This window comes from Streptococcus infantis (assembly GCF_019929665.1).
Lineage (GTDB): Bacteria > Bacillota > Bacilli > Lactobacillales > Streptococcaceae > Streptococcus > Streptococcus infantis_H.
Genome location: NZ_JAHZPZ010000001.1, coordinates 51,949 through 76,856 on the forward strand (window position 1 = coordinate 51,949; position 24,908 = coordinate 76,856).

Annotated in this window: 20 protein-coding genes; 17 read left to right on the forward strand and 3 right to left on the reverse strand. The window is 39.9% G+C overall.

The window, feature by feature from the left end:
* The first annotated feature begins 15 nt into the window (after positions 1 to 15).
* The 6 genes from K1I61_RS00295 (at position 16) to K1I61_RS00320 (ending at position 6,548) form a co-directional block, all read left to right on the forward strand.
* On the forward strand, positions 16 to 753 hold the full coding sequence (locus tag K1I61_RS00295) for a Stp1/IreP family PP2C-type Ser/Thr phosphatase (RefSeq protein ID WP_223332589.1): 738 nt from the start codon (positions 16 to 18) through the stop codon (positions 751 to 753).
* Entirely contained in the window at positions 750 to 2,627 is a 1,878-nt protein-coding gene (pknB, locus tag K1I61_RS00300; protein WP_223332590.1) for a Stk1 family PASTA domain-containing Ser/Thr kinase, read from the forward strand. The genes K1I61_RS00295 and pknB overlap by 4 nt, the downstream gene beginning before the upstream one ends.
* Positions 2,628 to 2,729: 102 nt before the next feature.
* Positions 2,730 to 3,488 (forward strand): threonine/serine exporter family protein, encoded by a 759-nt coding sequence (locus tag K1I61_RS00305; protein ID WP_223332591.1) that lies wholly within the window; start codon positions 2,730 to 2,732, stop codon positions 3,486 to 3,488.
* A 1-nt stretch (position 3,489) separates the two neighbouring features.
* Complete coding sequence (locus tag K1I61_RS00310) at positions 3,490 to 3,939, forward strand: threonine/serine exporter family protein (protein ID WP_006148936.1); 450 nt, start codon at positions 3,490 to 3,492, stop codon at positions 3,937 to 3,939.
* Between the two features lie 162 nt (positions 3,940 to 4,101).
* Positions 4,102 to 5,274, forward strand: a complete 1,173-nt coding sequence (locus K1I61_RS00315; protein WP_036759237.1) for a hydroxymethylglutaryl-CoA synthase — start codon at positions 4,102 to 4,104, stop codon at positions 5,272 to 5,274.
* Positions 5,274 to 6,548 (forward strand): hydroxymethylglutaryl-CoA reductase, degradative, encoded by a 1,275-nt coding sequence (locus K1I61_RS00320; protein ID WP_223332592.1) that lies wholly within the window; start codon positions 5,274 to 5,276, stop codon positions 6,546 to 6,548. Before K1I61_RS00315 ends, K1I61_RS00320 begins: the two co-directional genes overlap by 1 nt.
* 123 nt (positions 6,549 to 6,671) lie before the next feature.
* Here K1I61_RS00320 and K1I61_RS00325 read toward each other — a convergent pair whose 3' ends face one another.
* A complete protein-coding gene (locus tag K1I61_RS00325) occupies positions 6,672 to 7,637 on the reverse strand; it encodes a LacI family DNA-binding transcriptional regulator (RefSeq protein ID WP_223332594.1) in 966 nt (321 codons plus the stop codon).
* Positions 7,618 to 9,072, reverse strand: a complete 1,455-nt coding sequence (locus K1I61_RS00330; RefSeq protein WP_223332596.1) for a sucrose-6-phosphate hydrolase — start codon at positions 9,070 to 9,072, stop codon at positions 7,618 to 7,620. The genes K1I61_RS00325 and K1I61_RS00330 overlap by 20 nt, the downstream gene beginning before the upstream one ends.
* Before the next feature lie 363 nt (positions 9,073 to 9,435).
* Between K1I61_RS00330 and K1I61_RS00335 the strand changes: the two genes are divergently transcribed.
* Positions 9,436 to 11,331 carry a sucrose-specific PTS transporter subunit IIBC gene (locus tag K1I61_RS00335; RefSeq protein ID WP_223332598.1) on the forward strand — a complete coding sequence of 632 codons (1,896 nt, stop codon included), beginning with the start codon at positions 9,436 to 9,438 and terminating at the stop codon, positions 11,329 to 11,331.
* Positions 11,332 to 11,470: 139 nt separating this feature from the next.
* Positions 11,471 to 12,358 (forward strand): fructokinase ScrK, encoded by an 888-nt coding sequence (gene scrK, locus K1I61_RS00340; protein WP_223332600.1) that lies wholly within the window; start codon positions 11,471 to 11,473, stop codon positions 12,356 to 12,358.
* A gap of 122 nt (positions 12,359 to 12,480) precedes the next feature.
* Here scrK and K1I61_RS00345 read toward each other — a convergent pair whose 3' ends face one another.
* Positions 12,481 to 13,731, reverse strand: a complete 1,251-nt coding sequence (locus tag K1I61_RS00345; protein ID WP_223332602.1) for a cation diffusion facilitator family transporter — start codon at positions 13,729 to 13,731, stop codon at positions 12,481 to 12,483.
* A gap of 191 nt (positions 13,732 to 13,922) precedes the next feature.
* Between K1I61_RS00345 and K1I61_RS00350 the strand changes: the two genes are divergently transcribed.
* From K1I61_RS00350 to msrB, 9 genes are all read left to right on the forward strand, one after another.
* The gene (locus tag K1I61_RS00350) at positions 13,923 to 14,990 is read left to right on the forward strand and encodes a glycosyltransferase (protein WP_223332605.1); all 1,068 of its coding nucleotides are present in this window, start codon (positions 13,923 to 13,925) and stop codon (positions 14,988 to 14,990) included.
* A gap of 68 nt (positions 14,991 to 15,058) precedes the next feature.
* A complete protein-coding gene (locus tag K1I61_RS00355; protein WP_223332607.1) occupies positions 15,059 to 16,873 on the forward strand; it encodes a DUF6020 family protein in 1,815 nt (604 codons plus the stop codon).
* Positions 16,874 to 17,034: 161 nt separating this feature from the next.
* Complete coding sequence (locus K1I61_RS00360; RefSeq protein WP_223332609.1) at positions 17,035 to 19,719, forward strand: cation-translocating P-type ATPase; 2,685 nt, start codon at positions 17,035 to 17,037, stop codon at positions 19,717 to 19,719.
* Positions 19,720 to 19,822: 103 nt separating this feature from the next.
* Entirely contained in the window at positions 19,823 to 20,233 is a 411-nt protein-coding gene (locus K1I61_RS00365; RefSeq protein WP_006148926.1) for a peptide deformylase, read from the forward strand.
* Between the two features lie 119 nt (positions 20,234 to 20,352).
* Positions 20,353 to 20,517, forward strand: coding sequence for a DUF3953 domain-containing protein (locus K1I61_RS00370; protein ID WP_223333174.1), 165 nt, complete (start codon positions 20,353 to 20,355; stop codon positions 20,515 to 20,517).
* Between the two features lie 79 nt (positions 20,518 to 20,596).
* On the forward strand, positions 20,597 to 21,319 hold the full coding sequence (gene yaaA / locus K1I61_RS00375) for a peroxide stress protein YaaA (RefSeq protein WP_223332610.1): 723 nt from the start codon (positions 20,597 to 20,599) through the stop codon (positions 21,317 to 21,319).
* 276 nt (positions 21,320 to 21,595) lie between these two features.
* The gene (locus K1I61_RS00385) at positions 21,596 to 22,882 is read left to right on the forward strand and encodes a homoserine dehydrogenase (protein WP_223332611.1); all 1,287 of its coding nucleotides are present in this window, start codon (positions 21,596 to 21,598) and stop codon (positions 22,880 to 22,882) included.
* 1 nt (position 22,883) lies between these two features.
* Entirely contained in the window at positions 22,884 to 23,753 is an 870-nt protein-coding gene (gene thrB / locus K1I61_RS00390; RefSeq protein ID WP_223332612.1) for a homoserine kinase, read from the forward strand.
* Between the two features lie 122 nt (positions 23,754 to 23,875).
* Positions 23,876 to 24,814 (forward strand): peptide-methionine (R)-S-oxide reductase MsrB, encoded by a 939-nt coding sequence (gene msrB, locus K1I61_RS00395; protein WP_223332613.1) that lies wholly within the window; start codon positions 23,876 to 23,878, stop codon positions 24,812 to 24,814.
* Positions 24,815 to 24,908: the final 94 nt, after the last annotated feature.

Here is a 24,908-nt window from a genome sequence, read left to right on the forward strand (position 1 = left end):
GAAGGAACTGACACAATGGAGATTTCATTATTAACAGATGTGGGTCAGAAACGTACAAATAATCAAGACTATGTCAATCTTTTTGTCAACCGTGCCGGTCGTACGATGATTATCTTGGCTGACGGGATGGGAGGACACCGAGCAGGTAATATTGCCAGTGAGATGGCAGTAACGGATTTAGGTGTTTCCTGGGTAGATACTCAGATCGATACCGTGAATGAAGTTCGTGAATGGTTTGCAGAACACCTAGAAATTGAAAATCAAAAGATTTATCAATTGGGGCGTGATGAAGCATATAAAGGAATGGGTACAACTCTAGAAGCCCTTGCAATCATTGATAACCAAGCCATCTATGCTCATATTGGGGATTCTCGTATCGGCTTAGTTCGTGGAGAAGAGTACCACCAATTAACGAGTGATCATTCATTAGTCAATGAGTTACTCAAGGCAGGTCAATTAACACCTGAAGAAGCTGAAGCGCATCCACAAAAAAATATCATTACCCAGTCTATTGGACAAAAAGATGAGATTCAACCTGATTTAGGGATTGTAAGCTTGGAACCTGGTGACTATATCGTTATGAACAGTGATGGTCTCACGAATATGATTTCAGGAAGTGAAATCTATGACATCGTGACAAGTGATATTTCACTTGAAGACAAGGCGGCAACCTTAGTGCGATTTGCAAACAATGCCGGAGGGCTTGACAACATTACTGTTGCCTTGATTGCGATTGAGGAGGAATCAAAATGATCCAGATCGGCAAGATATTTGCCGGACGATATCGGATTATCAAACAAATTGGCCGTGGTGGGATGGCAGATGTCTACCTGGCCAAAGATTTGATTCTGGATGGGGAAGAGGTAGCGGTGAAGGTTCTGAGGACCAACTACCAAACGGACCCAATCGCTGTTGCACGTTTTCAGCGTGAAGCACGTGCGATGGCGGACCTAGATCATCCTCATATCGTTCGAATTACGGATATCGGTGAAGAAGACGGTCAACAATATCTAGCTATGGAATATGTAGCTGGGCTTGACCTCAAACGTTATATTAAAGAACACCACCCTCTATCAAACGAGGAAGCTGTTCGTATCATGGGTCAAATTCTCTTGGCTATGCGTTTGGCGCATGCGAAGGGGATTATTCACCGTGATTTAAAACCTCAAAATATACTCTTGACTCCTGATGGAACCGCAAAAGTTACTGACTTTGGGATTGCAGTGGCCTTTGCAGAAACCAGTTTGACACAGACCAACTCCATGTTGGGTTCTGTTCACTATCTATCACCTGAGCAGGCGCGTGGTTCTAAGGCGACCATACAGAGTGATATTTATGCAATGGGAATTATTTTCTTTGAAATGTTGACGGGTCATATTCCATATGATGGAGATAGTGCTGTTACGATTGCACTTCAGCATTTCCAAAAACCACTTCCTTCGGTCATTGCAGAAAACCCATTTGTGCCACAATCCTTGGAAAACGTGGTTATAAAAGCGACAGCTAAAAAGTTAACAGACCGTTACCAAACGGTTTCAGAGATGTATGTTGACTTATTGAGCAGTCTTTCTTATAACCGTCGCAATGAACCAAAGCTGGTATTTGAAGATACAAGTAAAGTTGACACAAAAACCTTACCGAAAATTTCACAATCTACTTTAACAGCGATTCCTAAGGTGCAACCAAAGGAAGAAAGTCCTCAGAGCCAAAAGCCGGTCCAAAAGGCAACTAGTAAAGAAACTGTTGCAAAACCAGTCAAGAAACGCCGTTTCAAAGCAAGGTATTTGGTGCTTCTAGCTAGCTTTATACTTGTTTTGGCTTCTCTCTTTTGGATAGTATCCAAAACACCAGCTACTGTTGAGATTCCAAAAGTTGCAGGTCAAACTGTAGCTGAAGCTAAGGAAAACCTTAAAAAAGCGAATTTTGAGATTGGTGAGGAGAAGACCGAAGCTAGTGATACTGTCGAAGAAGGTCGAGTGATTCGAACAGATCCAGATGCTGGCTCGGCACGAAAAGAAGGAACAAAAGTTAATCTTATTATCTCTTCAGGTCAGCAATCATTTAAGATTGGAAATTATATTGGACGCAATTCTACAGACGTCATTGCAGAGTTGAAAGGGAAAAAAGTTCCTGGAAATCTTATTAAGATTGAGGAAGAAGAGTCTAGTGAATGGGAACCCGGTGTGGTTTTGAAACAGAGCCTTTCAGAAGGTACGACCTATGATCTTACTAAGGCCACTTCTATCGTTTTGACAGTTGCTAAAAAGAAAAAGGTGACAACTGTGACCATGCCAAACTATGCTGGATATACTCTTGAATTTGCAAAAAATAATCTTAAAAGTTTAGGTATTAATGAAGATAGAATTGAAATTAAAGAGGTGGAGATAGCACAAGAAGGAATTAAAGAAGGTGAGATTGCGAAACAAAGTCCTGCACCAGATGAAAAACTAGATTTAAGCAATCCGATAGTTAAACTATATATTTATAAACCTAAAAAAACTTCACCATCAATTAGTCAACCTTCGTCAGAACATAATTCTGGTCAAACTGATACTACAAGCTCAACACAAGACAATCATCCAACAACACCTACACAAGATGGAAATGGAAGTCAACGAAATCAATAGACTCCATATACATAATCCAATCTTTGTCACAGTTTTTGTGACAAAGATTTTTTTTCCTTCAAATTTATGATAAAATAAAAGGAGTTTAAAAAGGAGGGGAACATGGACGAATCAAAAAAACTGAATGCAGTCATTGATGTCATTATGTTAGCAGGAACAATTCTGCTTCGCAATGGATCTGAAATCTATCGTGTCGAAGACACCATGATTCGAATTGCTCATTCACAAGGCATTATGGATTGTAATGTTTTGGCCATGCCTGCAGCTATTTTTTTCTCCATTGAAAATACAAATATCTCTCGAATGAAACGAGTAACCTCCTCTGCTTATAATATTGAGAAGGTGTGTGATGTCAATCAGATTTCACGGCAGCTTGTATCAGGACAGCTTGATTTGGAGACAGCCTTTATTCAACTCAAGCAATTAAATGTCAAGGCATCTCCCTACACCAATGTTCAGCTAACCGCTGCAGCGACCCTTAGTGCTCCCTTCTTCTCTATCATGTTCGGGGGGAATGTCTACGATGCCATTGGTGCAGGAGTAGCGACCATATTCGCTTTCACCTTTTCCCTTTACGTAGAAAAATTTATTCGAATTCCCTTTATGACAGCTTTTGCAGGTGCTCTTGTTTTTGGCTTGATTGCACAATTTTGGGCGCGCTATTCTGGATTACCCTCTACAGCTGATTTGGTCATTGCAGGTGCGGTCATGCCATTTGTACCAGGAATTGCCCTGACTAATGCTGTTAGAGATATCATGACCAATCACATTAACTCTGGTATGAGCAAGATGTTTGAATCTTTGCTGGTTACCCTTGCCTTAGGGGCAGGCACCTCTGTCGCCCTCGTACTCATGAACTAATATGACTCTAACAACATTTTTATTGCAGGCTCTAGCTAGTCTGCTAGCAATTATCACTTTTTTAATCGTTTTAAACGTCCAACGTTCCATGCTGATTCCTGGTGGAGTTTTGGGAATGTCAATATGGCTCCTCTATCTAATACTCAAGGAGCCAACTAATGTTATTTTGGCGACCTTTATTGCCGCTGTAATTGGTTCTTGTATCAGCCAGATTATGAGTATTCTCTACAAAACACCAGCCGTTGTGTTTGCTTTGGCCATCTTGGCTCCGCTGGTACCAGGTTATCTCTCTTATCGAACGACTTCATTTTTTGTGACAGGCGACTATAGAAACGCCATTGCCAGTGCAATGTTGGTGATGATGTTGGCCCTTGTTATCTCTATAGGAATGGCAAGTGGGACAGTTGTACTGAAGTTGTATCACTATCTCAAAAAGAATCGAGCTAGCTAAGTCTCGATTTTTTCGTGGGTAGAGTGGCTGAAAGAACATGAGAACGACGATAGAAATGAACTTGATTTGGGGAATCAAGTCTTTTTTCGCTCATTTGACCTCAATTATGATAAAATAGAGGTGAACGAATTTTTACAATGAATGATAAAAATAGAGGTAAATATGACAATCGGTATTGATAAGATTGGTTTTGCGACCAGTCAATACGTTTTGAAATTACAAGATTTAGCAGAAGCTCGAGGGACTGATCCTGAAAAATTGAGTAAAGGACTCCTTTTAAAAGAATTGAGTATCGCTCCTTTAACAGAGGATATTGTTACCTTGGCTGCCAGTGCAGGAAATTCTATCCTGACTGAAGAAGAGAAGCAAGAGATTGATATGGTTATCGTAGCGACAGAATCTGGAGTCGATCAAAGTAAGGCGGCTGCGGTTTTTGTACACGGTCTACTTGGAATTCAACCTTTTGCTCGTAGTTTTGAAATCAAAGAAGCTTGCTATGGTGCAACTGCGGCCCTTCACTATGCTAAGTTACACGTAGAAAATTCTCCTAAATCAAAAGTTTTGGTACTAGCTAGTGATATTGCAAAATATGGTGTCGAAACTCCTGGGGAACCAACTCAAGGAGCAGGTTGTGTTGCCATGTTGATTAGTCAAAATCCACGTGTTATGGTCTTCAACAACGATAACGTTGCGCAGACTCGTGATATCATGGACTTTTGGCGTCCAAATTATTCAACGACCCCATTTGTAAATGGAGTCTACTCAACACAGCAGTATTTGGATAGCTTAAAAACGACTTGGGAAGAGTACCAAAAGCGTTATGATTGCGACTTGAATGATTTTGAAGCTATTTGTTTCCATTTGCCATATCCAAAGCTAGCTCTCAAGGGATTGAAAAAAATTCTTGATAAATCTCTACTTCAAGAGAAAAAGGATTTACTTCAAAAACACTTTGATGAGTCCATTATTTACAGCCAAAAGGTTGGGAATATCTATACAGGTTCACTCTTTTTAGGACTCTTGTCTCTTCTTGAAAATTCTGATAGTCTCAAAGCAGGGGACAAGCTAGCTCTCTATAGCTACGGAAGTGGTGCTGTATCTGAGTTCTTCAGTGTGGAATTGGTTGAAGGCTATGAACAGCAATTGCAGAAAAATCGCTTAGAATTGCTAGACCAGCGTCAAGCATTGAGCGTAGCTGATTATGAACGAATCTTCTTTGAGGAAGCAAACTTGGATGAGTCAGGTTCTGCAACCATGTCAGGCTATGAAGGACAGGACTATGCTCTGGTTGAGATTGTAGAACACCAACGTCGCTACAGCAAGGTTGAAAAATAATGAAAAAAAATTGGAATGGATTTGCTAAAAAATCAATTCAAGAGCGCCTTGAGTTCGTTAAGTCTCAGGCGCTTACTTCTATGGAAGCCCAAGAAAGTCTTGAGCAAAATGAAAATCTTAGTATAGCAGTTGCGGACCAACTGAGTGAAAATGTAGTGGGGACCTTCTCACTTCCATACTCAGTAGTTCCAGAAGTGTTGGTAAATGGTCAAGAGTACACAGTTCCTTATGTAACAGAAGAACCATCCGTCGTTGCTGCGGCTAGTTTTGCTAGTAAGATTATCAAACGTGCGGGTGGTTTTACTGCTCAGGTTCATCAACGCCAAATGATTGGTCAGGTAGCTCTTTATCAGGTTCCAGATAGGGATAAAGCATGTCAGGCTATTTTGAGTCAGAAGGCAGAGCTACTCGAACAAGCAAACCAAGCCTATCCATCTATTGTCAAACGTGGTGGTGGAGCCAGAGAGCTAACAGTTGAGAAAATTTCTGGTGAGGCTGACTTTTTAGTGGTTTATCTCCATGTCGATACTCAGGAAGCCATGGGAGCTAATATGCTCAATACCATGCTTGAAGCTTTAAAACCAAGTCTAGAGGCTCTAAGTCAAGGGCAAAGTTTAATGGGAATTCTATCCAACTACGCAACAGATTCTCTAGTAACTGCAACTTGTCGGATTGCCTTTCGTTATTTGAGTCGCCAGAAGGATGAAGCGCGTGAACTAGCAGAAAAAATGGTTTTAGCCAGCCAGTTTGCTCAAGCAGATCCTTATCGAGCAGCTACTCACAATAAGGGAATCTTTAATGGAATCGATGCTCTCTTGATTGCTACTGGAAATGATTGGCGGGCCATCGAAGCAGGAGCGCATGCCTATGCCAGTCATGATGGTGCTTATCGAGGTCTCAGTCGTTGGACTATGGATTTGGAAACAGAAGAGCTAATAGGAGAGCTAACTATGCCGATGCCAGTTGCTACCAAGGGTGGATCAATTGGTCTTAATCCTCGTGTAGTTCTCAGCCATGAGTTGCTAGGTCATCCATCAGCTAAGGAATTGGCTCAAATTATCGTGTCAATTGGTCTTGCACAAAACTTTGCAGCTCTTAAAGCTCTTGTTAGCACAGGAATTCAGCATGGACACATGAAACTTCAAGCGAAATCACTAGCCCTCCTTGCAGGAGCCACAGAGGCTGAAGTGCCTAAGTTGGTAGAAAGCTTGATTGCTGAAAAAACCTTTAACTTAGAAAAAGCCCAAACACTCTTGAAAAAATTTAGATCATAAGAAAAAACTCAGACTGATTCAGTCCGAGTTTTTTTGTTTATATTCAATGAAAATCAAAGAACAAACTAGGAAGCTAGCCATAGGTTACTCAAAACAGTGTTTTGAAGAGATTTTCGAAGAGTATTAAATACTTTTACCTGGTAAAAGGGAGACTGGCAAGAAATAACCAGTGGTAGCAACCTCTTTGCCTTCAATTTTTTTTAAGAGCAAATCAACTGTTAGGCGAGCAATCTCTTCCAAGGGTTGTTTAATGGTAGTGAGGTGAGGGTAGTAATTTTCAATGAAATAAGTCCCGTCATATCCGATCACCTTGAGTTGTTCAGGAACAGAGAGACCAAGCTCCTGGGCAATCTTAATAACCAAAATAGCAGTCAAATCATCAGAAGCGAAAATAGCATCTGGTTTTTGCTTAGTCAAGATATTTTTGATTTCCATTTCTTTTCGAAGGGGTGAAAAATCACTGGAAACATTGATAATAGGAGCCTTTGGTAAGATAGAAGCAAAACCAGCATGACGAAGTCCAGTTGGTGAATTGGAGTTGTCATTTCCTGTAATCATGATAATAGATTTGGCTCCAGTTTTAGCCAGAGTCTGAGCGGCTAGGACACCACCAGCATAGTTGTCAGAAGAAACGACAGGTATGTCTGGTGATAGGTTACGGTCAAATGAAATGATCGGAGCGGTTACGCGATTGTAATCCTCAATCCCAAGGTTATGACTTCCCGAAATGATGCCGTCCACCTGGTTGGCTTCTAGCATTTCGATGTATTCGCGTTCTTTTTCTGAATCATGCTCACTATTACAGATGATGGTCTTGTAACCTTTTTTGAAGAGTTCGTGTTCCAATTTATCAATCAATTCAGCATAGAAAACATGGCTGATTTTAGGGAAGATCAAACCGATTAACTTGGCTGATTTTCCTTGAAGACTTCGAGCTAGGTTGTTGGGTTTATAGCCCAGCTCACGCATAGCATCATTAACCTTTTGAATGGTTTTTTCTGACAGATAACCCTTTTTGTTGATGACACGTGAAACAGTAGTAGGGCTGACGCCAGCTAATTTTGCGACATCAGTTAGTTTTGCGACCATATTCTAATTCGTAGTATGTTCCAGTTGGGTTTCCAGATTTAATGAGGATTCCATTTTGATCTTTGTGAGGGAAGACACGACCAGAAAATACCTTTTCTCCTTTATTGATGAAAATTTCAAAGACTGAATTGTCGATGAAGATATTGACAGTAGTTGCTTGATTAGTAACTGAGCAAGAGCGAGTAGTTCCAAATTCTTGAGCATATTGCTCACCTGCTTGACTACGATCAACGGTTACTTGGCCATTGACAAGGTCAAAGTTAATAGAGAGCCCCTTGCCGTCTTTATCAGCAAGAAGGATGATTTCACTTTGGCTATTAGCCTCTAAGTTTAGTTCAAGTTCGTAGGTGTTCTTAGTTTCAGAACGATTTGAAAATTCCTCTTTTGAAGCTCGGAGGTCCTGGATAGCAGCTACAGGATACTGATAGAGTTTGCCATCTTTAATGGTTAATTCTTTGACCAATGAGAAAGTTCCTTGGTGATCAAAGCGATCAGATGGATAAGAAACATCTGGTAAACCAAGCCAACTTACTGCTAAGGCACGTCCATCAGGAGCATTGAAGGCCTGAGTGGCATAGGCTTCGAAACCATAGTCTAGATTGTGTAGTTCAGACACATCTACCATACGTGCATTTTCAGGATCGAAGGAAGCACCAATTTTATACATATTTGGATAGATATTGTCATAGTCAAGAACCTTTTTATCCAAACCTTGTGGGCAGTAGAGAAGGACAGGGTGTTCTCCGACAAAGACAAGATTCGGGCACTCCATCATATAGGCAGTACGGTCATTGTTGAAGTCAAGGTCTCCGACTGCTTGCCAGTTTGTATAATCGTTATCGACCGCTTTGTAGAGACGGACAAATCCTTTTTTCTCCAAGTCCTGACCGCCGACGATAGCATAGTATTGTCCTTTAAAGTTAAAAATTTGTGGATCACGGAAGTGGTCAGTAGCATCAGCTGGTTGATCAATCAAGATTTTATCAATCTTTTCGATTTTTCCATCCGTATCCATCAAAGCACCGATTTGATAAGGGTGACGTACCCAATTTTCGTCACGAACATTTCCTGTATAAAATAAGAACAGTTGATCGCCAAACTGCATAGCAGATCCAGAGTAAGCGCCGTGGCTATCAAGTGGAGTATCAGGTAAGATTTTAACACCAGTTTCAGTAAAGTGAACCAAATCGTCACTTTCAAGTTGAACCCAAGATTTTAAACCATGAGCTGCACCAAAGGGAAAGTTCTGATAAAAGAGAATCCACTTGCCATCAAAATAAGAAAAGCCATTTGGATCATTAAGGAGTCCTTGCTTTGGTTCGACGTGATAGGCAACATGCCATGGTGACTGTGCCATCTTTTCTTGGATTTCTTTTCTTTCTTCTTGTGTCCAATCTTCGTAGCGTCTATAACGACGCTCGGTAGTCCATTCCATTTATATTCCCTCCATAAATTCTACTATCTTTATAGTAAACGTTTCCTTATAAAAAAGCAAGTCTTTTATCATAAAATTAAGAAAAAAATGTCAAACGATTGGCAGAAACAGTTTGAAGAAATTTATGAAAATAAATGAAAAAATGAAAGAATTTGCAAAAAATCTTTAAAAACCTCACAATAATAGGTAAAATATTGCTTGTTTTATTTAAAAAACATCAAAAACAATCAAAAAAATCAAAATGCTAAAATTTTTTCTGCAAAACGCTTGACATATTTTTTAAACGTGATAGAATAATATTCGTGAGGCGAGTAAAATCGCTTTCAAACAAGAACAAATTTTTTTATAAGGAGATTTTTGCAAATGACGAATACAGAAATTGCAAAAAAAGTCATCGAAGCCTTAGGTGGACGTGAGAACGTTAACAGTGTTGCGCACTGTGCGACTCGCCTCCGTGTGATGGTTAAAGATGAAGCGAAAATTAACAAAGATGCTATCGAGAACTTGGAAAAAGTTCAAGGTGCTTTCTTTAACTCAGGTCAATACCAAATCATCTTTGGTACTGGTACAGTAAACAAGATGTACGATGAAGTCGTAGCTCTTGGTTTGCCAACTTCTACAAAATCTGAAATGAAAGCAGAAGCTGCTAAACAAGGAAATTGGTTCCAACGTGCCATCCGTACTTTCGGTGACGTCTTCGTTCCAATCATTCCAGTTATCGTAGCAACTGGTCTCTTCATGGGTGTTCGTGGTCTCTTGACTGCTCTTGGAATGACACTTCCAGAAGATGTGACAACTTATACTCAGATCTTGACAGACACTGCCTTTATTATCTTGCCAGGTTTGGTTGTTTGGTCAACTTTCCGTGTATTCGGTGGTAACCCAGCTGTTGGTATCGTTCTTGGTATGATGCTCGTATCTGATTCACTTCCAAATGCCTGGGCTGTTGCGTCTGGTGGTGAAGTAACTGCAATGCAGTTCTTCGGATTTATCCCAGTTGTAGGTTTGCAAGGTTCAGTTCTTCCAGCCTTCATCATCGGGGTTGTCGGAGCTAAGTTTGAAAAAGCAGTTCGTAAGGTTGTTCCAGATGTACTTGACCTCTTGGTAACACCGTTTGTAACACTCCTTGTAATGTCAATCCTTGGATTGTTTGTTATCGGACCAGTCTTTCACGTTGTTGAAAACTACATTCTCATTGGAACAAAAGCTATTCTTAACTTGCCATTCGGACTTGGTGGTTTCTTGATTGGTGGAGTTCACCAATTAATCGTCGTATCAGGTGTTCACCACATCTTCAACTTGCTTGAAGTTCAATTGCTTGCTGCTGACCACGCTAACCCATTCAACGCTATCATTACTGCAGCTATGACTGCTCAAGGTGCTGCAACTGTTGCCGTTGGTGTGAAAACTAAAAATCCTAAACTTAAAACTCTTGCTTTCCCAGCTGCTCTTTCTGCCTTCCTAGGTATTACTGAGCCTGCTATCTTCGGGGTTAACTTGCGTTTCCGTAAACCATTCTTCCTTTCATTGATTGCTGGTGCAATCGGTGGTGGATTGGCATCTATCCTTGGACTTGCTGGTACTGGTAATGGTATCACAGTCATCCCTGGTACAATGCTTTACATTGGTAACGGACAACTTCTACAATACCTTCTTATGGTAGCTGTATCATTTGTACTTGGTTTTGCTCTTACTTACATGTTTGGTTACGAAGATGAAGTAGAAGAAGTTTCAGGAGCAATTTCTGAAGCTGAAACTGACCGTTTAACAGAAGAAGCAGTAACTGGTACTGTGGTTTCACCTAGCGAAGGTGTTATCCAAACACCAATCGTTGGTGATGTCGTTGCTCTTTCAAATGTGAATGATCCAGTCTTCTCAAGTGGAGCTATGGGACAAGGTATCGCCGTGAAACCTAGTCAAGATGTTGTTTATGCACCAGCTGATGCTGAAGTAACAATCGTCTTCCCAACTGGCCATGCTTATGGATTGAGAACAGCTAACGGTGCTGAAATCTTAATTCACGTTGGTATCGATACTGTTTCAATGAACGGTGAAGGCTTCAACCATAAAGTTGCTCAAGGTGACAAGGTTAAAGCTGGAGATGTTCTTGGAACATTTGACTCAGCTAAGATTGCTGCTGCAGGTCTGGATAACACAACTATGGTTATCGTAACAAACACTGCAGACTTTGCTTCAGTAAATCCAGTTGCTTCTGGATCAGTTGCTAAGGGTGACGCAGTCATTGAAGTTAAAGCTTAATAAATCAAAAAACGAACAAATGTCATGTTTGTTCGTTTTTGCTTGAATGGTAAAATTTACAGAGGAAAATCTAAAATATTGAGCAAGTTTCAGTCTGGAAATATGCTATAATAGAGAAAATAAATACAAGAGGTTTATCATGACAAAACTATACGGAAGTTTGGAAGCGGGCGGTACAAAATTTGTCTGTGCTGTCGGAGATGAAAACTATAACGTTGTAGAAAAGGTACAATTTCCTACAACAACACCTATTGAAACAATCGATAAAACCATTGAGTTCTTCTCAAAATTTGAGAATCTTGCAGGACTTGCCATTGGTTCATTTGGTCCAATCGATATCGATAAAAACTCAAAAACTTACGGATTTATCACAACAACTCCAAAACCTAACTGGGCAAATGTAGACTTGCTTGGTGCTCTTCGTCGCGCTCTAAACGTGCCTATGTATTTCACGACAGACGTAAACAGTTCTGCCTACGGTGAAGTGGTTGCTCGTAATAATGCCGGCGGTCGTATCGAAAACTTGATTTATTACACAATCGGTACAGGTATCGGTGCAGGTGTTATCCAACGTGGCGAGTTTATTGGCGGTGTTGGTCACCCTGAGATGGGCCATTATTATGTGGCTAGACACCCAATGGATATTGAAAAAGAATTTAAAGGTGTTTGTCCTTTCCATAATGGATGTTTGGAAGGTTATGCGGCTGGTCCAAGTTTGGAAGCTCGTACAGGTGTTCGTGGGGAAAACATTGAACTCAACAACTCTGTTTGGGATGTTCAAGCCTATTACATTGCTCAAGCCGCAGTGAATGCGACTGTAACTTTCCGTCCAGATGTCATCGTCTTTGGTGGTGGGGTTATGGCTCAACAACATATGCTTGACCGTGTACGTGAGAAATTCACAGCCCTACTCAATGGCTACCTCCCAGTTCCAGATGTACGTGACTATATCGTGACTCCAGCTGTTGCTGGCAATGGTTCAGCTACACTAGGAAACTTCGTTCTTGCTAAGAGCGTTGCAAAATAAGAATATAAAATTAGAGGCTGGGACAAAAAGTCCTAGCCTCTTTTTGATGTTGGATTGTCGAGCAAGACGCAGTGGTTGAGTGGGCTCTACTACGCTGATTTCATCTACTTTTACAGCCCTACTCAACTGTGCGGAGGTGGGACGACGAAATCGAATTCTAACGAATTACCGATTTCTGTCCCACTCTCTTTTTCTATTTTCGTTTCCTGATGGAAAATATTTTGCCAAGTTTCGTGGCGACGCCAGATGCTGGTATGAATGGTATCACCGACTTGGTAGCGGATGAGTTTAGTCTTTTGACTGATAGAAGTTAAATGAAGCTCCTTGATAGCAGAGGTTAGTTCTTTTTCAGCCTTATAGGCACCCTTGTCCAGTTCTTGTCCGTCCTGGCGGATATAAATGAAATCTTCTGCAAGTAATTCCTCCAGTTGATTTCCTTGGTCAATCAGTTGCTCTCTCATGAGCAATTTTTTATATACATTATCTAGGATTTCATCCTCAGGGATTGGTGCTGGTTCGATATGAATGTCTGTATCAAAGACACCAAATCGTTCTGATAACATGGATTCGACTTGGTCTGCAATTTCGTGACTTTCAAAAACAGACAGGTCTGGGTTCATCTCAAGTGTGATATCCAGATAAATATTGCTTCCGTAGGTACGACCGCGTTGTGATTTAACCTTGCTAATCTTAGGAATTTCCATGATAGCTTTTTGATAATCTTCTAGCAAGTGTTCGTCAAAACCATCAGAAAGGCTGAAGGATGACTCGATAAAGATGTCATAAGCTGTTTTAAGGATAAAGAAGGTAATGATAATCGCGACTAACTTATCCACGATTGGATAGTTGAAGCTGCTAGCCAGGATAGCAATAGAAGTTCCAAGAGATGTCACGGCATCTGATAAATTATCCTTAGCGGCTGCCTTGAGAGCCTTTGATTTAGCTTGCTTACTCAGATGGGTATTGTAGAGATAAACGGCAAACATGATGATAGCAGAGATGACTCCCAGAGTCGCACCAAGTGGGTCAATGACCGTTTGTTCTCGGCTGAGTATCTTTTGAATGGTGTCACGTAGAACATCAAAGCCAACGTAAAACATGATGATGGAAGTGATGAGACTTGCCAAATCCTCTATTTTCCAGTGGCCGAAGCGATGATCTCTATCTGCCGGTTGGCGAGCCAAACGAATCCCGATGAGAAGGGCTACATTTCCAACGATATCTGAAACGTTGTTAAAACCATCTGCCACCAAACTGGATGAATGGAGGAGGTGTCCGGTCGCTAGCTTAGCTGCAGACAAGAATAGATAGGTCAAGATGCTGATAATGGCACCACGCTCAGCTAATTTTAAGTTTGAAACCGATTGATTCATCTAACTCCCCTTCTAGCATTTTAGTATTCTTTCATTATACTGGTTTTCCAAGGAAAATTCAAATGGAGGGGTTGTTATAGAGGGGATACAAATCAGAAAATGCTTTTTTTTTATTAAGAAAAATGATAAAATGTTATTCGGAAGTTTGTGCTTTTTATTAGGGGATATTAGTAGGTAATAAAGGAGATTCCATGAAAACATTAGTTGTTATACCAGCACTCAATCCACCTTCAGACTTGTGTAATTATATAGTTAAACTGAGAGAAGCAGGATTAGAAAACATTTTAATAGTAGATGATGGAAGTAGGAGAGAGTTTAAATATATTTTTGAACAGTTAAGAGATGAACAAAATTGTAGGATATTAACTCATGCAAAAAATTTAGGTAAAGGTCGCGCACTAAAAAATGCCTTTAACTATTTCCTGACCATGCCAGATGTAGAAGAGTTTAATGGAATTGTTACTGCAGATTCAGATGGTCAACATAGAGTTGAGGATGTCTTATCTATGGTAGATACGATTTCTAATTATCCTGATTCTTTAATTCTAGGTTGTCGGGATTTTGATTCTGAAAATGTTCCACCAAAAAGTAAATTTGGGAATAAACTTACTAAATTAGTATTTAAACTGCTCTATGGGAGAAAAATAACAGATACTCAAACAGGATTACGAGGCTTTCCCAAAGCGATCATAAATGAAATGTTGGAAATTCAAGGTGAACGCTTTGAATATGAAACTAAAATGCTCATTCATACGTTTGATAAAGCTATTCCGATACAAGAAATAACGATTGAAACAATTTATTTTGACGGTAATGCAGAAACTCATTTTAATCCTATTAAAGATTCTTTGAGAATTTACAAAGTAATCTTTGCTTCATTTTTTAAGTATTTATTATCTTCTCTTTCTTCATTTCTTTTAGATATTGGATTATTTCAGTTCTTCCTTTGGAGTTCTTTAGCTGTAGGAATTCATAGAGGAGCATTATTAATCTTACTATCGACTATTTTGGCAAGAGTAATATCATCTTATTTTAATTTTACAATGAATAAGAACTTTGTCTTTAATGGTGAAAAAAGAATTCAGAGAACGATTATGAAATATTATAGTTTGGCTGCTTTTCAAATGTTGTTATCCGCAGCAATGGTGGCAGCTATTTGGAATATGTTATCAGGATCTGAAACTGCCATAAAAATAGTAGTTGATACAATTTTGTTCCTTGCTAGTTATCAAATTCAGAGAAGATGGGTGTTTAAATAGTGTTAAAAATATTCAAGAATCATAGTGATTTGTTTTTAAGTCTAATCAATGCATATTGCTTAACTCTAATGTTAACTTTTAATAGAACTATCCCCATTACTAGCTTAAAAACGTTTTTGGAGTTATTTCAAACAGATGCAACAATTTCTGTAACAATATTTATATTTTCATTATATTTTTTCTCAAAAATAAAGATACCAAAATTAAAAACAAGAGAAAATAGAATAGTGAGTGTATTTGGATTGTTCCTCTCGATTCTTCATATCGTTGGGAGCGATGTTACATACACGCAATCTACGTTAAGAGGGGCAGTAAATAAATTTTCGATTGTAGCTTTTTTGATATTAGTGGGAATTTCGTTTTTTGCAATTAATACCTTATTAAAGATATTAGTGAATTGGTTTCATCACCAAGAATTAAATTCAACTAATATGAAGCAGACAGGTTTTAGAAAAAAACGATATCTGTTAATGTTTTTACCATTTGTAGCGATACGTGTACTATTTTTCTTTATTTTTTTTCCAGGCTCTACGACTTGGGATAGTATGTATATTATTAAGGAAGGGTTAGGATACTGGCCATTAACGAACTCACACCCATATATATATACATGGATCGTAAGTTTATTTTCAAAATTAGGTATTAAGCTATTTGGAAGCGTAGGAATAGGAATTTCAATCTTTAACTTTCTCACATTAGTTGTGACATCTATTATTGTAGTTTTTGTTCTTTATAAATTTTTCGAAATCTTCAATATCAATAAGTATTTAAAAATTGGATTATTTATTTTTTATGCTTTTTTCTCTAATTTTATTGTAATAAGTTTTACTTTATATAAAGATGTTTATTTAGTTGATTTTTTGCTCCTGTTTTTCATATCAATGGTTTTTATAATCTATTTGCCTGGTCGCTTTTTCTCCAGTATTTATAGTTTACCCTTATTTGTATTATCCTTTTTAGGGGTTTATATGTTACATAGAAAAGCAGTTATTTACGTATTAGTAGGTGTTATTGTACTTTTTTTATATAGTAAATTGTATAAGAAACAAATTGCAAAATATGTAATTATTTCAATTTTGGTAACTTTGCTATTCAATGCATTGGGAACATTCGCATTAAGACCAGAAGCATCAAAGAAGAAGTACGACTACTTATCATCACGGTTTCAGCAATTAGCAGCAGCGGTTTACTATCATCCTGATAGTTTTACTAAAGACGAATTGGAATTTTATGATTCAACCCTAGGATTGGAGAACAATAAAAATTTTTTGTATTATGAAGCTGATCCTATAAAAGATTTGATGAAAAACGAACAATTTCAGGGAAAAGAAAAGGAGTTCTTTAAAATCTGGTGGAAAGGCTATAAAACTCATCCTAAAACATATATTGATGCAATATTAAACTTATCAGTTTCCTATTGGTATATATATGATACACCAGACAGAGCCTATATATCGAATTACTACCATAATATGTACAAAGGAAAGTACAACTGGTTTGGGGATAAAACTATATATGATAAAGGATTTTCTTTGCCACTATCAGATAGTACAAATAGTAAATTCTATGACAATGCTTATGAAGTACATTGGAACTTTGGTAAACTGGCAGTTTTTGGTATGTTTTATAGAGCAGGTTTATACACAATCGTATTACTACTGATACTAATGCTAGCTATCTTAAAACGAGATAGAAGACTTTTGCCAATAGTATTTTTTGTTTTATCTATTATTTTAACATGCATTTATTCACCAGTTGTAAATTATTTTAGATATTCTTATGCTTATATGATGATTATTCCGTTACTATTACCTTTATTGTTTTTAAAAAATTCTGAGGAATTGCAGGATGAAAATGATGGTTTGTTCTTTGAAAACTTTTGAAATTCTGATATAATAGAACTACTCAAGGGAGTAGCTGGCGGTTTACCGCGATAGTGTCGTCATTACGAATTATTTCCGGCACTATATTAAACAGCGAGACTTGTTTTTTTAAAAAACAGGTCTCTTTTTTGTAAAAAGAGGCCAAAAAGGAGGAGACTGTTTTGTCAAAAGAACAAAATAAAGACTTGTTTTACACACAAACCTCAGAAGAAGTCCTAAAGAACTTGGACTCATCGATCGAAGGTTTGTCAACTGCCCAAGCTCAAGAACGCTTAGCGACTTATGGTCGAAATGAGTTAGAAGAGGGAGAGAAACGTAGCCTATTAGCTAAATTCCTTGATCAATTTAAGGATTTGATGATTATCATCTTGCTCGCGGCAGCGGCACTTTCTGTGGTTACAGAAGGGATGGATGGTTTAACAGATGCCATTATCATCTTGGCCGTTGTTGTCTTGAATGCTGCCTTTGGGGTTTACCAAGAAGGGCAAGCAGAAGCAGCCATTGAAGCTCTGAAAAATATGTCTAGCCCGATGGCTCGGGTTCGTCGTGATGGTCATGTTATTGAAATTGACTCAAAAGAATTGGTGCCTGGAGATATCGTCTTGCTTGAAGCGGGAGATGTGGTGCCTGCCGATATGCGTTTGCTTGAAGCGGCGTCTCTTAAAATCGAAGAAGCTGCTCTTACTGGTGAGTCTGTACCGGTTGAAAAGGATATTACTCAAATGGTAGAAGCAGATGCTGGTATCGGAGATCGTGTTAACATGGGTTACCAAAACTCAAACGTAACATACGGTCGTGGTATTGGTGTCGTGACCAACACTGGTATGTATACAGAAGTTGGTAAGATTGCAGATATGTTGGCTAATGCTGACGAGACAGAGACACCATTGAAGCAAAGCTTGGAACAATTATCTAAGGCCTTGACTTACTTGATTATTGTGATTGCCGTTATTACTTTCTTGGTTGGTGTATTCGTTCGTGGTGAACATCCGTTGGAAGGCTTGATGGTGGCGGTTGCTCTTGCGGTTGCTGCGATTCCAGAAGGTCTCCCTGCCATTGTAACCATCGTTCTATCATTGGGAACTACAACCCTTGCAAAACGGAATTCAATCGTCCGTAAATTGCCAGCGGTTGAGACTCTCGGTTCAACAGAAATCATTGCATCTGATAAAACAGGTACCTTGACTATGAACCAAATGACTGTTGAAAAGGTTTATACCAACGGTCAATTGCAAAGCTCGGCATCTGAAATTGCTGCTAGCAACAATACCCTACGTATCATGAACTTTGCCAATGACACCAAGGTGGACCCATCTGGCAAGCTGATTGGTGATCCAACGGAGACAGCTCTTGTACAGTTTGGTTTGGACCACAACTTTGATGTTCGTGAAGTCTTGAAGGATGAGCCACGTGTTGCTGAATTACCATTTGACTCAGACCGTAAGCTTATGTCGACTATCCATAAGGGATCTGACGGTTCTTACTTTATCGCTGTCAAGGGTGCACCTGATCAATTGCTCAAGCGTGTGACTCGTATTGAAGTCAATGGGGAAGTTCGCCCAATCACAGAAGAGGATAAAAATGCCATCCTTGCAACCAACAAAGATTTGGCTAAACAAGCCCTTCGTGTTTTGATGATGGCTTATAAGACAAGCAACGAAATCCCAACCTTGGAATCTGAAATCGTTGAGTCTGACCTCATCTTCTCTGGTTTGGTCGGAATGATTGACCCTGAACGTCCAGAAGCTGCAGAAGCTGTACGTGTCGCTAAAGAAGCAGGTATCCGTCCGATTATGATCACTGGTGACCACCAAGATACAGCGGAAGCTATTGCCAAACGTCTCGGAATCATCGATCCAAATGACACAGAAGACCATGTCTTCACTGGTGCTGAGTTGAATGAACTCACTGATGAAGAATTCCAAAAAGTCTTTAAGCAATACTCTGTTTATGCACGTGTATCACCTGAGCACAAGGTTCGTATCGTTAAAGCTTGGCAAAATGAAGGTAAGGTTGTCGCTATGACGGGTGATGGGGTCAACGATGCGCCTTCACTTAAGACAGCTGATATTGGTATCGGTATGGGAATTACAGGTACAGAAGTTTCTAAAGGAGCTTCTGATATGGTCCTTGCTGATGATAACTTTGCAACCATTATCGTAGCGGTAGAAGAAGGACGTAAGGTCTTCTCAAATATCCAAAAATCAATCCAATACCTCTTGTCTGCTAATATGGCTGAAGTTTTCACCATCTTCTTTGCAACATTGTTAGGTTGGGATGTGCTTCAACCAGTGCATCTTCTCTGGATTAACCTGGTAACAGATACGCTACCAGCCATCGCCCTTGGTGTGGAACCAGCTGAGCCAGGCGTCATGACTCACAAACCTCGTGGGCGTAAGTCTAACTTCTTTGATGGTGGTGTCTTCGGAGCAATCATTTATCAAGGGATCTTCCAAACCATGCTAGTTTTGGGTGTTTATGGTTGGGCTCTTCTCTTCCCAGAGCACCAAGGTCATACTGAAATCCATGCGGATGCCCTTACCATGGCTTTTGCAACTCTCGGTCTGATCCAATTGCTCCATGCCTTTAACGTTAAGTCAGTTTACCAATCAATCTTTAAAGTGGGACTCTTTACGAACAAGACCTTTAACTGGTCTATCCCAGTTGCCTTCGTCCTCTTTGTGGTGACAATTTTGGTTCCTGGATTTAATAATCTCTTCCACGTTTCAAACTTGAGCTTGACTCAATGGATGGTGGTCGCTGTAGGAGCACTTATGATTGTAGTCCTTGTTGAAATTGTCAAAGCAGTTCAACGAGCACTTGGAAAAGATAAAAACGCTATTTAAGCATTGAAAAGTCATCTTCGGATGGCTTTTTGCTTTTATATATGGTAAACAGAGATAGATTTTATGCTATAATCAAGTTGAGAAAAAGATGGAGGAATAGTAGTTGGAAAAGAAAATTGTAAAAGATATCTTGTTTTTGTCGCAGGTATCTCAGCCTGCTAGTCAGGAAGATTTACCCCTAGCAAAGGATTTGCAGGATACCCTATTGGCTAACCGAGAAAGCTGTGTTGGACTAGCGGCCAATATGATTGGGGTACAAAAACGCGTCATTATTTTTAATATCGGAATGATTCCCATGGTTATGTTTAATCCAGTTCTCCAATCTTTTGAAGGATCATACGAGACAGAGGAAGGTTGTTTGTCTTTGACGGGTGTAAGACCGACAACTAGGTATGAGAAGATTACAGTAAGCTACAGAGATATCCATTGGCAAGAGCAGACCATTACCCTGACAGGTTTTCCGGCTCAGATTTGTCAACACGAATTGGATCATTTGGAAGGGATTATCATATAGGCCTTGTATCCCAGATCAGGGTACATCCTTTAAGCTTAAGGAAACAACCTCGTTTTTCTTGCACTCTTGTTTGAAATTTGTGATAATAAATGAAAGAATAATAAATGGAGGACAGTCAAATGGGGTTTTATCTGATGATTGGTTCGATGTTGCTTGGTCTTTTCGCTTTGAAGATAGGATTTTCTCATCTAAAGGAGAAAAAGTTTAATCTGTCATCTATCTTGGCAAGCTGCCTTGGGACAGCACTAGTTCTCTTTGCAATCTGGTTAGGATCGCCAAAATAAGGAAAGAAGCCTCGGTATTCACCGAGGTTTTTAGGCTCAAATCCTTGGTAGTCCTAAAAAAATATGCTACACTAACACTATGAAAATTCTAATCCCAACCGCAAAAGAAATGAACACCGAAATCCCTAGTTTAGAGGCTAAACCCTTGTGTCCTGAAAGTCAGGAAGTGCTGGATGAATTGGCTAGATATTCTGCCCAAGAGCTGGAGAGTTTTTACAAAATATCTGCCGAAAAAGCGCAAGAGGAGTATGACCATATCCAGGCCTTGAAAAATGAAACTGCGACAAACTATCCAGCCTTGCACCTCTTTGATGGACTCATGTATCGCAACATCAAACGGGACGATCTCACCAAAGAGGAGCAAACCTATCTGGAGAAACACCTCATGATAACGTCAGCTCTCTATGGTGTGATTCCAGCCTTTGAACCGATTGCGCCTCACAGACTGGACTTTTTGATGAAACTCAAAGTCGCTGGAAAAAGCTTGAAAAGTCATTGGAAGGTGGCCTATGAGGAGTCAATGAAAGACCAGGAGTTAATCTTTTCTCTCTTGTCTTCGGAGTTTGAAACTGTCTTCCCTAAAGAAATCCGTGAGAAAATGGTGACCTTTAAGTTTATGGAAGAGCGAGATGGTAAACTAAAAATCCATTCAATCATTTCAAAAAAATCCCGAGGAGCCTTTTTGACAGCCTTGATGGAAGGTCAGGTAACTTCGGTTGAAGAGATTAAAAAGCTTAACTTTGCGGGTTTCAATTATCGAGAAGACTTGTCTAGTGACAAGGAATTGGCTTTTGTAAAATAGAGAGAGTGGGACAGAAATCGGTAATTCGTTAGAATTCGATTTCGTCGTCCCACCTCCGCACAGTTGAGTAGGGCTGTAAAAGCTGATGAAATCAGCGTAGTGGAGCCCACTCAACCACTGCGTCTTGCTCGACAATCCATAGACAAATGAGAGGCTAGGACTTTTGTCCCAGCCCTTTTTTTGTGATTTGGTGCTCCTATTTTTAGTTTAGAATGGTAGGAATTTTCTCACAATTTTGGTATAATAGGACTATTAGAAAATTTCGAGGAGACAAACATGTCAGTTAAGATTGCTTTACTTGGATTTGGTACAGTAGCCAGTGGTGTGCCATTCTTGCTAAAGGAAAATAGAGAAAAAATTGTTCAAGCAGCCCAGTCAGAAATTGAAGTAGCTAAAGTTTTGGTCAAAGACGATCAAGAGAAAGACCGCTTGCTTGAAGCAGGAAATGATTTTAATTTTGTAACAAATATCGATGAAATTTTGTCAGACAAAGACATTACGATCATTGTCGAGTTGATGGGACGTATCGAACCTGCTAAAACCTTTATCACTCGTGCTTTAGAAGCAGGGAAACACGTCGTGACAGCTAACAAGGATCTTTTGGCAGTCCATGGTGAAGAATTGCTTGAGGTAGCCAAAGCTCACAATGTTGCCCTATACTATGAAGCAGCTGTTGCAGGAGGAATCCCAATCCTTCGTACCTTGGTCAACTCACTTGCATCAGACAAAATCACACGTGTTCTTGGTGTTGTGAACGGAACATCTAACTTCATGATGACCAAAATGGTTACAGAAGGCTGGTCTTATGAAGATGCTTTGGCAGAAGCCCAACGACTCGGCTTTGCTGAAAGCGACCCTACCAATGACGTTGATGGGATTGATGCGGCCTACAAGATGGTCATCCTCAGTCAGTTCGCTTTTGGGATGAATGTCAAGTTTGAAGATGTGGGTCACCAAGGAATTCGCAACATCACTCCAGAAGATGTGGCAGTAGCTCAAGAACTTGGTTATGTTGTAAAACTAGTTGGTTCTATCGAAGAAACAGCTTCTGGAATCGCTGCTGAGGTTACGCCAACCTTCCTTCCTAAAGCTCACCCACTTGCAAGTGTTAACGGTGTTATGAATGCTGTCTTTGTGGAGTCTATCGGTATTGGCGAGTCTATGTACTATGGACCAGGTGCTGGTCAAAAACCAACTGCAACAAGTGTTGTGGCTGATATTGCCCGCATCGTTCGTCGTTTGAATGACGGAACAATTGGAAAAGCCTTTAATGAATACAGCCGTCCAGTGGTCTTGGCTAAACCAGAAGACGTCAAAGCCAACTACTATTTCTCAATCTTGGCTCCAGACTCAAAAGGGCAAGTCTTGAAATTGGCTGAACTCTTTAACGCAGAAGATATTTCCTTCAAGCAAATCCTTCAAGATGGTAAGCAAGAAGGCAAGGCTCGTGTTGTCATCATCACTCATAAAATCAACAAGGCGCAACTTGAAAATATTACATACGCTTTGAAAGGTGTAGCTGAATTTGAACTTCTCAACACCTTCAAGGTTTTAGGAGACTAAGATGAAGATTATTGTACCTGCTACAAGTGCTAATGTGGGTCCAGGTTTTGACTCTGTTGGTGTAGCTGTAACTAAGTATCTAGAAATTCAGGTTTGTGAGGAACGTGAAGAATGGATGATTGAGCACCAATTAGGCAAATGGATTCCACGTGATGAACGTAATCTTTTGCTGAAGATTGCTCTACAAATTGTTCCAGATTTACAACCAAGACGTCTGAAAATGGTCAGTGATATTCCGCTTGCACGTGGACTAGGTTCTTCTAGTTCAGTCATCGTTGCAGGGATTGAGCTGGCAAATCAACTAGGAAACTTGAAGCTAAGCAAACATGAAAAATTACAGTTGGCGACTAAGATTGAGGGACACCCTGATAATGTTGCACCTGCTATCTATGGAAATCTCGTCATTGCTAGTTCGGTAGAAGGTCAGGTTTCTGCTGTTGTGGCGCCTTTCCCAGAGTGTGCTTTTCTAGCTTATATTCCAAACTATGAATTGCGTACTCGAGATAGTCGTGGTGTCTTGCCTAAGAAACTCTCCTACAAGGAAGCTGTTGCGGCAAGTTCTATCGCCAATGTGGCTATCGCAGCCCTACTGACTGGAGACATGGTCAAAGCAGGCCAAGCCATCGAGAACGATCTCTTCCATGAGCGTTACCGTCAAGAACTGGTGAGAGAATTTGCGACGATCAAGAAAGTTGCCAAGAGAAATGGTGCTTATGCGACCTATCTGTCTGGTGCTGGTCCGACTGTTATGGTCTTGGCTGATCCTGACAAGATGCCTAAGATTAAGGCTGAGCTTGAAAAGCAACCTTTCAAAGGCAAGCTTCATGATTTGCAAGTAGATACACAAGGCGTTCGCGTCGAAGCAAAATAAACAGAACAATAGGATTGGGAAACTCTCTATTAGAGGGCTTCCTGTCCTTTTTTTGAAAATGAAACATGGGATATGAAATGATTCCCAGTTTTGTCGGCCGCTGGACGGTCAAGGAGGATGAAATGGCAGAAATATATTTAGCAGGTGGTTGTTTTTGGGGCTTGGAAGAATACTTTTCACGTATTTCTGGAGTGCTGCAAACAAGTGTTGGTTATGCCAATGGTCAAGTTGAAACTACCAATTATCAATTAATCAAAGAAACAGATCACGCAGAGACAGTGCAAGTCGTCTACGATGAAAAGGTGGTATCGTTTCGTGAGATCTTGCTCTATTATTTCCGTGTCATTGATCCACTATCTGTCAACCAACAAGGGAATGACCGTGGTCGTCAATACCGCACAGGGATTTATTACAAAGATGAAGAGGATTTACCGACTATCAATACAGTAGTTCGCGAACAAGAACTACTCATCGGTCGTAAAATTGCAGTGGAAGTGGAGAAGCTTCGCCACTATATCTTGGCTGAAGACTATCACCAAGACTACCTCAAGAAAAATCCTGGAGGCTATTGCCACATTGATGTGAGAGATGCTGAGAAACCACTGATAGATGCCGCTAACTATGAAAAACCGAGTCAGGCAGTTTTACGAGAACAACTGTCTGAAGAGTCCTATAGAGTAACGCAAGAGGCAGCGACGGAAGCTCCCTTTAGCAATGCTTATGACCAAACTTTTGAGGAAGGAATTTATGTCGATATCACGACTGGTGAGCCTCTCTTCTTTGCCAAGGATAAGTTTGCCTCAGGCTGTGGTTGGCCAAGTTTTATCCGTCCTATTTCCAAGGAACTTATTCATTATTACCAGGACTTGAGTCACGGTATGGAGCGTATCGAAGTTCGTTCACGTTCAGGGAATGCTCACTTGGGACATGTCTTTACAGACGGCCCTCGTGAACTAGGTGGTCTCCGTTACTGTATCAATTCTGCATCCTTACGATTCATTGCTAAGGATGAAATGGAAGAGTCTGGTTATGGCTACCTACTTCCATATTTGAACAAATAAAAAAAGATGGTGGTTTTTCCACCTTCTTCATTTTGGAAATAGAAGGGGCTTATGAAATACTTACTTTCTTACTTTAAACCCCATAAACAATAAG

Excerpts from the sequence above, each read along its gene's own strand:
- K1I61_RS00295 (WP_223332589.1), top strand. The coding sequence starts at position 16 with ATGGAGATTTCATTATTAACAGATGTGGGTCAGAAACGTACAAATAAT.
- pknB (WP_223332590.1), top strand. The coding sequence starts at position 750 with ATGATCCAGATCGGCAAGATATTTGCCGGACGATATCGGATTATCAAA.
- K1I61_RS00305 (WP_223332591.1), top strand. The coding sequence starts at position 2,730 with ATGGACGAATCAAAAAAACTGAATGCAGTCATTGATGTCATTATGTTA.
- K1I61_RS00310 (WP_006148936.1), top strand. The coding sequence starts at position 3,490 with ATGACTCTAACAACATTTTTATTGCAGGCTCTAGCTAGTCTGCTAGCA.
- K1I61_RS00315 (WP_036759237.1), top strand. The coding sequence starts at position 4,102 with ATGACAATCGGTATTGATAAGATTGGTTTTGCGACCAGTCAATACGTT.
- K1I61_RS00320 (WP_223332592.1), top strand. The coding sequence starts at position 5,274 with ATGAAAAAAAATTGGAATGGATTTGCTAAAAAATCAATTCAAGAGCGC.
- K1I61_RS00325 (WP_223332594.1), bottom strand. The coding sequence starts at position 7,637 with ATGGTCGCAAAACTAACTGATGTCGCAAAATTAGCTGGCGTCAGCCCT.
- K1I61_RS00330 (WP_223332596.1), bottom strand. The coding sequence starts at position 9,072 with ATGGAATGGACTACCGAGCGTCGTTATAGACGCTACGAAGATTGGACA.
- K1I61_RS00335 (WP_223332598.1), top strand. The coding sequence starts at position 9,436 with ATGACGAATACAGAAATTGCAAAAAAAGTCATCGAAGCCTTAGGTGGA.
- scrK (WP_223332600.1), top strand. The coding sequence starts at position 11,471 with ATGACAAAACTATACGGAAGTTTGGAAGCGGGCGGTACAAAATTTGTC.
- K1I61_RS00345 (WP_223332602.1), bottom strand. The coding sequence starts at position 13,731 with ATGAATCAATCGGTTTCAAACTTAAAATTAGCTGAGCGTGGTGCCATT.
- K1I61_RS00350 (WP_223332605.1), top strand. The coding sequence starts at position 13,923 with ATGAAAACATTAGTTGTTATACCAGCACTCAATCCACCTTCAGACTTG.
- K1I61_RS00355 (WP_223332607.1), top strand. The coding sequence starts at position 15,059 with ATGTTAACTTTTAATAGAACTATCCCCATTACTAGCTTAAAAACGTTT.
- K1I61_RS00370 (WP_223333174.1), top strand. The coding sequence starts at position 20,353 with ATGGGGTTTTATCTGATGATTGGTTCGATGTTGCTTGGTCTTTTCGCT.
- yaaA (WP_223332610.1), top strand. The coding sequence starts at position 20,597 with ATGAAAATTCTAATCCCAACCGCAAAAGAAATGAACACCGAAATCCCT.
- K1I61_RS00385 (WP_223332611.1), top strand. The coding sequence starts at position 21,596 with ATGTCAGTTAAGATTGCTTTACTTGGATTTGGTACAGTAGCCAGTGGT.
- thrB (WP_223332612.1), top strand. The coding sequence starts at position 22,884 with ATGAAGATTATTGTACCTGCTACAAGTGCTAATGTGGGTCCAGGTTTT.
- msrB (WP_223332613.1), top strand. The coding sequence starts at position 23,876 with ATGGCAGAAATATATTTAGCAGGTGGTTGTTTTTGGGGCTTGGAAGAA.